Source organism: Streptomyces iconiensis (assembly GCF_028657195.3).
In the GTDB taxonomy this organism is placed as follows: domain Bacteria; phylum Actinomycetota; class Actinomycetes; order Streptomycetales; family Streptomycetaceae; genus Streptomyces; species Streptomyces iconiensis.
This window is the reverse complement of sequence record NZ_JANCPR020000015.1, coordinates 175,884-184,512: the sequence shown is the minus strand read 5'-3', so window position 1 is coordinate 184,512 and position 8,629 is coordinate 175,884. Positions and strand designations below refer to the sequence as shown.

Annotated in this window: 2 protein-coding genes; both read left to right on the top strand. The window is 72.8% G+C overall.

Annotation, left to right across the window (positions count from 1 at the left end):
- Entirely contained in the window at positions 1 to 4,290 is a 4,290-nt protein-coding gene (locus tag NMN56_RS17350; protein ID WP_430542608.1) for an SDR family NAD(P)-dependent oxidoreductase, read from the top strand.
- Positions 4,291 to 4,367: 77 nt separating this feature from the next.
- Complete coding sequence (locus NMN56_RS17345; RefSeq protein ID WP_274045288.1) at positions 4,368 to 8,615, top strand: non-ribosomal peptide synthetase; 4,248 nt, start codon at positions 4,368 to 4,370, stop codon at positions 8,613 to 8,615.
- Positions 8,616 to 8,629 lie beyond the last annotated feature (14 nt).

Below are 8,629 nucleotides of genomic sequence, written 5' to 3'. Positions count from 1 at the left end.
TTGCGGGCGCAGGCGGCGAATCTGCGGGTGTTTCTGGAGGAGCGGCCGGGGGTGTCGGTGGCGGAGGTGGGGCATTCGCTGGTCACCACGCGTGCGCTCTTCGATCACCGGGCCACCCTCATCGGCGACGACCGCGACGAACTCCTCACCGCACTCAGCGCCCTGGCCCGTGGCGAGGACGCTCCGAATATGTTCCAGGCCGCCTCCGGGCGGGGGAAAACGGCCTTTCTCTTCTCCGGCCAGGGGGCGCAACGCGCGGGCATGGGCAAGGAGTTGTACGAGACCTACCCGTTGTTCGCCGAAGCGCTCGACGAGGTCTGCGGGCACTTCGACGCTCTGCTCGGCCGCTCGCTACGTGAACTGATGTTCGCTTTACCGGAGTCCGACGAGGCGGAACAGCTTCACCGTACGGAGTACGCGCAGCCCGCGCTGTTCGCGCTGGAGACGGCGCTGTGCCGGCTCGTCCTCTCCCTCGGCCCGGCACCCGACTTCGTGATCGGGCACTCGATCGGAGAAATCAGCGCGGCGCACGCAGCCGGGGCGCTGTCCCTGGCCGACGCCTGCGTCCTCGTCGCCGCCCGCGGGCGGCTGATGCAGGCCGCACCCGACGCGGGAAGCATGGTCGCGGTCGAGGCCAGCGAAGCGGAGATGGACAGCTGCATCAGCGAGTTCGACGACAGCGTCACCGTCGCCGCCGTCAACGCCCCTCGTTCCGTCGTCATCTCGGGAGAGGACGCGACCGTCGGGAAGATCGCCGGCTACTGGGAGACGCGCGGTCGCCGCACCAAGCGCCTCCGGGTGAGTCACGCCTTCCACTCGCCCATGATGGACGGGGTACTGGACGCCTTCCGCGCCGTGCTGCGATCCGTCTCCTTCCAGCCGCCCCGCGTTCCCCTCGTCTCCAACCTCACCGGAAGGACCGCGTCCGCCGACGAGTTGGGCTCGCCCGACTACTGGGCGCGCCAGCTGCGGCACACCGTCCGCTTCAAGGACGGGGTGAACCACCTGCGTGAGGAAGGCGTCACCACCTTCCTCGAACTCGGCCCCGACCCGGTGCTCACCGCGCTCGTCGAGGACTGCGCGGGGGAAGGCGGCCCCGCTCCGAGCACGGTCGCCGCGGTACTCCGCCGGGGCCGTCCCGAGGCCCGCACCCTCGCGTTGTCACTCGCCGAGGCCCATGTGGCCAACACCGGGATCGCGCGGCCGTGCCTCGGACACGACGCCGCGTCCCGGCAGGTGGACCTGCCCACCTACGCGTTCCAGAGCCGCCGCTACTGGCTGGAGCGGCCGGAGGGCGAGCAGCGGCACGCCGCCGCGCCGGGCAGCCCCGGCGGCCATCCGCTCCTCGGGACGGGCATCGACCTCGCTGCCGCCCGCGACCGCTGGTTCACCCAGGAGATCGCGGCCGACCGCCCCTGGTTCGTACGCGAACACCGCGTCGCCGGACGGTCCGTGCTGCCCGGCAGCGCGATGCTGGAGTGGGCGCTCGCCGCCGTACGGGCGACGACCCGGGAGGCGTCCGGTGCCTGGACGCTGGAGGGCGTCTCCTTCGACGCGTTCCTGCCGTTCGGGGACGACGGGGCCCCGCTCACCGTGCAGGCGGTGACCGAGGCGACCGCTCGCGGCCACCGGGTGCGCTGCCTCAGCAGACTGCCGGGGGACGAGGACGGACCCGGCGGCACCTGGACCGAGCACGCCACAGTGGCCGCTGCCGGGCCGGGTGACCGGCCGCGACCGGCAGCGCGTGAACCCCGGCCGGCGGGGGAGGGGATGACCGAGCTGGCCACCGGGCCCCTGTACGACTCCTTCGCGCGGGTCGGACTGGACTACGGGCCCGCGTACCGGGCGCTGCGTCAGGTCTGGCGCGACGGAGACCGCGCGGTCGCGCTGATCGAGGCCGAGGCCGCGGCCCGCGACGAAGACACTTACCTGGCGCATCCGGTCGTGCTGGACGCCTGCTTCCAGACGCTGGTGGCGTTCACCGAAGCGGACGACGACACGCTGCGGGTGCCCGCCTCCGTGGACCGCTTCGACATCCATGGCCGCCTCCCCACCCGGGTCCTGTGCCATACGCACCGACGCGAGGCGACGGACTCCGGCGAGGTGACGCTCGACCTGGAGGTGGTCTCGGAGGCAGGAGAGGTCCTGGTCACCGTGGAGGGGCTCTGCTTCCGCGCGGTGTCCGGCCCGGCACTCGCACCCCTTCCGGTCCTCACCCCCCGCCGCTACGTGCTCGGCTGGCAGCCCCGGGACGAACACTCCGGGACGGTGCCGGGCGGCGTGGCCGGCACCTGGCTGGTGTGCGGCGCGGACGCCGAAGCGACCCGGGCGCAGTGTGACCAGCTGGCCGCGCGAGGCATCACGGCGACGGCCGTTGTCACCCCCACGGCCACGGAACCGGCGGGCGCGGAGGGGTCCGGCCAGGGGTCCGGCCCCGAAGGACCGGGCGTGGAAACCGGCCTTCAGCGTCTGCTCGACGCGGCGGGTGGTACGGGGCAGCCGGTCGGAGGGCTGCTGTTGCTCGCCGAGTCCGGAGCGGAGGGAAGCGCAGGCACGGACGCCGGTGACGCCGACGCCGGAGGTGTCCTGGCCGGTGACGACACGATCCTCGCGCGCACCTATGGCCTCGCCCGCCGTACCACCACGCTGCTCGCGGGTTTCCTGCGGACGTACGCGGCGGAGAACCCCGTGATCGTCATCTGCTCGACGGGGACGGCCGGTCCGGACACCGGGAGCCCGGCAACGCGCGTCCCCGCAACCGCTGATGCGCCTGGCCTCGCGCAGTCCGTCCTGACCGCCCTGGCCCGGTCGGTCGTCGCGGAGTACCCGGATCTGGCGTGCGTACAGGTCGACCTCGACCCGTCCTGGCCACCGTGCGCGCCCGCGACGATCCTCGATCAGGTGGGCGGCCTCGGCGGCTCCGGCCGGCTCGCCTGGCGCGACGGACGCTGGTACGAGGCCCGGCTGACCGAAGAGGCACCGGACGTGGACGAGGCACCGGACGTGGACGAGACGCCGGACGTGGACGAGGCACCGGTCGGGAGCGGGAGCGGGAGGCCGGGTGAAGGGCGGCGCGGCGCGCGGGCGCACCCGGTCCCCGTACGCGGCGACGCCACATATCTGATCACCGGCGGCCTGGGAGGTCTCGGCCTGGCCACCGCCGGCTGGCTGGCCGACAGGGGAGCAGAGTGCCTGCTGCTGGTCGGCCGCACCCTGCCCGCCGGCACTCCGGTCGGGGTCGCCGCACTGCGCGCACGCGGTGTACGCGTCGAACTGCGGGCCGCCGATGTGGCGGACGCGACCGCGCTCGACGCGGTCCTGGCCGAAGCGCGCCGCGAACTGCCGCCGCTGCGCGGTCTCGTGCACGCCGCCGGGGTCACGGACGACGCCGTTCTCGAACGGACCGACTGGCCCCGGCTCAGCCGGGTGCTGGACCCGAAGGTCAAGGGAGCGTGGAACCTGCACCGTTGTACGGACGGGCTCGACCTGGACTTCGCCGTCTTCTACTCGGCCCTCGGCGCGCTGACGGGCCTCACCGGCCAGCCGGGCTACCTCATGGCCAACACCTTTCTGGACGCGCTCGCCGTCCACCGCAGGCGGCACGGACTGCCCGCACTGAGCGTGGGCTGGGGGGCCTGGGCAGGCGTGGGCATGGCCGCCGCAGGGGACCTGCTGGAGCGGTTCGCCGCCACGGGCATCCACGGCATGGCGGCCGACGAGGCGCTGGACGCCCTCGGGAGTGTGCCGGCGGACGGCCCCGCCCATGTGGCGCTGGCCGCCGTGGACTGGCGGCGCCACCGGGCGGCGGACGCCCGCCGCCTGCCCGACACGCTGCTCGCCGGGCTCGCGTCCTCCGGTGTGGGCACCGACCGGGCCGCCGACCGGGCCGCCGACCAGGCGGAGCCCGGTGCCGACCCCGGCGACGGGGGACCCGACCTGGCCGAACTGGTGCTGAGCGATCCCGTCAGGGCCACAGACGTCGCGCTCGACCGGCTGCTGCACGTGGTGGCCGTGCTTCTCGGCATGTCGGCGAACGAACGGGACGCGCTGCAGCCCACATTCCGGCACAAGCACCTCAACGAGATCGGGTTCGACTCGCTCACGACGATCCGGCTCCGCAACCGCCTGCGTGCCGACTTCTCGGCCGATGTGCCGGCCGACTTCCTCTTCGGCGGCGGTACGGCCCTGGAGATCGCCGAACTGGTCTGCGGGCAGCTGACGACGCTGAACGTGCTGGCCTCCGACGACGTGCTCGACGACGGCGAGGAGACCGAGGTGCTGACCCTGTGACCAGCGGCGCACGGCCCCGACTGCACGGAGAAGAGCTCTCCCACGACGTACCAACTGGCGGAGAAGGAGACACCGCTGTGACTGCAAGCGGAGCCCGTTCGGTCCCGTCCCTGCTCGACGACCTCGCTCGGGCGGGCATCCGGCTTCGGCTGGCGAAGGGGGACGGGAACGGAAACGGGATCGAGGTGATCGCGCCCAAAGGACGGCTCACGAGCGGCTTGAGGGAGCGGATCACCCAGCACAAGCCCGAGTTGATCGCCTGGCTCGACGGCACCCGCACCGCGCGGGCCCAGGACACCGAGCTGCCCCGTATCACGCACGACGAGGAGAACCTGTACGAGCCGTTCGCACCGTCCGACCTTCAGATGTCGTTCATCATGGGCGGCAGGGAGGGCTTCGAGTACTACGTACGGCCCCACCAGTACATGGAGTACGACCTGGGCGCCGTGGACCCCGGCCGGCTGGAGAAGGCGCTCAACCAGGAGCTGGACCACCAGAGCAAGAACCTGGTCGTCGTCCGCGACGACCTCCGGCTCCAGACCGTGCGCGACCCGGCACCCGCGCGTGTCGAGGTGTTCGACGTCCGCCATCTCTCCTCCGGCGAGGCGGCGGCGCACGTGGAGCGGGTCCGCGACGCGATGAAGCGCCGGGAGCCCGTGCACGACAGGTGGCCCTGGGTGGACATGCGGGTCAGCCTGCTGCCGGGCGACCGGTCAAAGCTCCACTACAACAACAACAACCTCTTCAGCGACGCCCCCGCGACCCTGCGGTTCATCAACGCCGTACTGCGGCGCTACGAGAACCCCGGCGAAACGCCGCCAGAACTGGAGATCAGCTACCGGGACTGTGTGCAGGCGCTGGCCGAACTGGAGGAGTCACCGCTCGGCCAGGCGTCGCGCAAGTACTGGACCGACCGCATCGCGGACTGGCCGGAGGCACCGGAGATCCCGCTGGCAGGCGGCGCCGACCCGCGCAGGCGTTCCCGGCTGGAGCGCCGGGAGCTGCTCTTCCCACCCGGGGTCTGGACCTCGCTCAAGGAGAAGGCAGCCGCCCGCAACCTCACCACGACCAACGTCCTGTGCGGCGTGCACGCGGAAGTCCTGGCCTACTGGAGCGGATCGCGGCACTTCCTGCTCAACAACATGATCACCCACCGGTTGCCGCTGCATCCCCAGATGAGCGAGGTGTTCGGCAACTTCGCCTCGCTCTATCCGCTGGAGGTCGACTGGCGGCACGAGGAGGGCTTCGAGGACCGGGTACGGAGGCTCCAGACCCAGGTTCTCTCCGACGTCGAACACGTCTACTGGAGCGGTGTGAAGGTGCTCCAGGAGCTGAACCAGCGGCGGCGTACACCGGGCAAGGCCGTCTGTCCGTACGCCGTGGGCAGCGCGCTGTTCGTCGGGGCGGCGGAACGCCCCGTGCACAGCCTCCTCGAAACGCCGCAGACGCTCATCGACTGCGAGTTCTGGGACCTCAGCGACGGCAGCCTGTGGGTCATCTGGGACGTCATCGAGGACATGTTCCCGCCCGGACTCATCGACGCCATGCAGGAGGGCTACCGCGACATCGTCACGCGGCTCGCCGGGAGCGAAGAGGCGTGGCAGCGGCGTGCGTTCGAACCCCTGCCCGCCTCCCAGCGCGCGTGCCGGGCGGCGCTCAACGCCCCGACGGGGCCCGCGCCCCCGGGACTCCTGCACGACCCCCTGCCCCGGCAGGCGGCCCTGCGCCCCGGCCACCCCGCCGTGATCGCGGCCGACGGGGCCCTCGACTACGCCACCCTCGCCGGACGTGCCGCACACCTCGCCGGCAGACTGCGCGCGACCGGCGTCCGTCCGGGCGACCTGGTCGCCGTCGCGACCTCACAGGGCTGGGAGCAGGTCGTCGCGGTGCTGGGCGCGCTGACCGCCGACGCGGCCTACGTGCCGGTCGATCCTGGGTGGCCGCCGAACCGGCTGCGCTACGTGCTCCAGGACACCGGCGCCGCAGCCGTGCTGACCAGCGCACGGCTGCGCGAGACCCTCGCACCCCTGACGGGCGCGCCCGTGCTCACCGTCGACCCGCCGGAGGCCGGTCCCGCGCCGGCGGCGGCGCCGTCGGAGACCACGCGGCGGCCCGACGACCTCGCCTACGTCATCTACACCTCCGGCTCCACAGGGCGTCCCAAGGGAGCGATGCTGGACCACGGAGGACCGCTGAACACCCTCACCGAGATCAATCGCCGCTTCGGCGTCACCTCGGACGATGTGCTGCTCGGCATCTCCTCGCTCTGCTTCGACCTCTCGGTCTACGACGTCTTCGGCGCGCTGGACGCGGGCGCCACCCTGGTGCTTCCTGAACCGGGCCCGCCGGACCCGGCCTCGTGGGCCCGCACCGTCCAGGAACACGGCGTCACCGTCTGGAACTCCGTTCCCGCGCTGATGCAGCTCTTCGTGGAGGAGGCCGAGGGGGCCGGGCTGCGGTTCCCCACCCTGCGCACGGTCCTGCTCAGCGGCGACTGGATACCCGTCGGCCTGCCCGACCGCATCCGCGCCATCGCGCCCGGGGCCCGCGTGGTCAGCCTCGGCGGCGCCACCGAGGCGTCGATCTGGTCCATCTGCCATCCCGTCGACCACACGGACCCCGGCTGGGTCAGCGTCCCGTACGGGAAGCCCCTCGCCAATCAGAGCTGGTACATCCTCGACGAACTCGGCAGGGAGGTGCCCGACTGGGTCGCGGGGCAGCTGTTCATCGGCGGTGCCGGTGTCGCCCTCGGATACCTGGGAGACCCGGAGAAGACGGCGAGCGCCTTCGTCGCCCACCCGGTCACGGGCGAGCGGCTCTACCGCACAGGGGACCTCGGCCGCCGGCTGCCGGGCGGGGAGATCGAGTTCCTGGGCAGGCTGGACTTCCAAGTGAAGATCCAGGGTTTCCGGGTGGAGCCGGGAGAGGTCGAACACGCGCTGCTGGACCTGCCCGACGTCGGGCAGGCGGCAGTGGTGGCACGCAGGACCGACTCCGGAAGGCAACTGGCCGCCTTCGTCACCGCCAGGGAAGGCGCGCCCCCGCCGGTGCCCGCCGCCGTACAGGCCGCCCTCGGCGAGCAGTTGGCCGGCTACATGGTGCCCAGCCACCTCACCGTGCTCGACCGGCTGCCGCTCACCTCGAACGGCAAGCTGGACCGCGCGGCGCTGGAGGCGCTGGCACCCACCGACGACGGCGCCGGGACACACCGCCCCGCCGGCCCCGGCACGGCGACCGAGCGTGCCCTCACCGAGATCTGGCAGTCCGTCCTGGGAACCGCACGGGTCGGGATCCACGACGACTTCTTCGACCTGGGCGGACAGTCGTTCACCGCGCTCAGGGTCATCGGGCAGATCGCCCGCAGGCTCGACCACCGCGTGCCGCTGGGCACGCTGCTGGAGCGGCGTACCGTGGCCCGGCTGGCGGAGTGGCTCGACGCCCGCACGAAGGAGTGGACGCCCCTGGTCCGGCTGCGTGCGTCCGACCAGGCCGTGGACCCGTGGGCCTTCGTCCACCCGGCAGGCGGCAACGTGCTGTGCTACCGGCCGCTCGCCGAGGCGCTGGACGGGCCGTTCCTCGCCTTCCAGGCCCCGGGACCCGCCACCGGGCACCAGCCGGTGAACAGCGTCCCGCGCCTGGCGGCGCTCTACGCGGAAGCGCTGACGGACGCCCGCCCGCACGGCCCGTACCGCATCGGCGGCTGGTCGTCGGGTGCCGTCATCGCCGTCGAGGTGGTCCGCCTGCTGGAGGCGCGCGGTGAGCAGGTCGAGCGGCTTGTGGTGATCGACTCGCCGGCCCCGGTGGCCCCGCGTGCCGCGGCCGACGAGACACAGCTGCTGCTCTGGTTCCTGGAGGATCTCGACATCGGCTTCGACCCCGGGAGTCCAGGCGCTTCGGAGGTGGCAGGACCCGAGGGCACCCCGGTGGAGGAGCGGCTCGCGCACGCGCTCGAAGCGCTGCGCGACCGCGGCCTGACGGGTGCCGGCACCATCGGCGCCGGCACCCCCGGCGCCGCTTCGTACCAGCGGGAACTGGCCGACACCTTCGCGGTGTTCCGGGCCGTGGTGGAGGGCTGTGACCGCTACAGCGCGTCGCCCGTCGCCGCCGGCATCACCGTGCTGCGCGCACGGGACGGCCAGGTCAGCGAGTTCGCCGACCACCCTCACGCGGAAGCCCCCGACTGGGGCTGGTCCGCGCTGACCACCGGCGCCGTGGACAGCCTGACCGTTCCCGGCACCCACCACACACTGCTCACCGGCGCGTCCGTCGCGATCGTCGCCGGAGCCCTGAACAGTCCACCGCGGCGCGACCGGCCAGTCCGGTGACCGCGCCGGGGGAG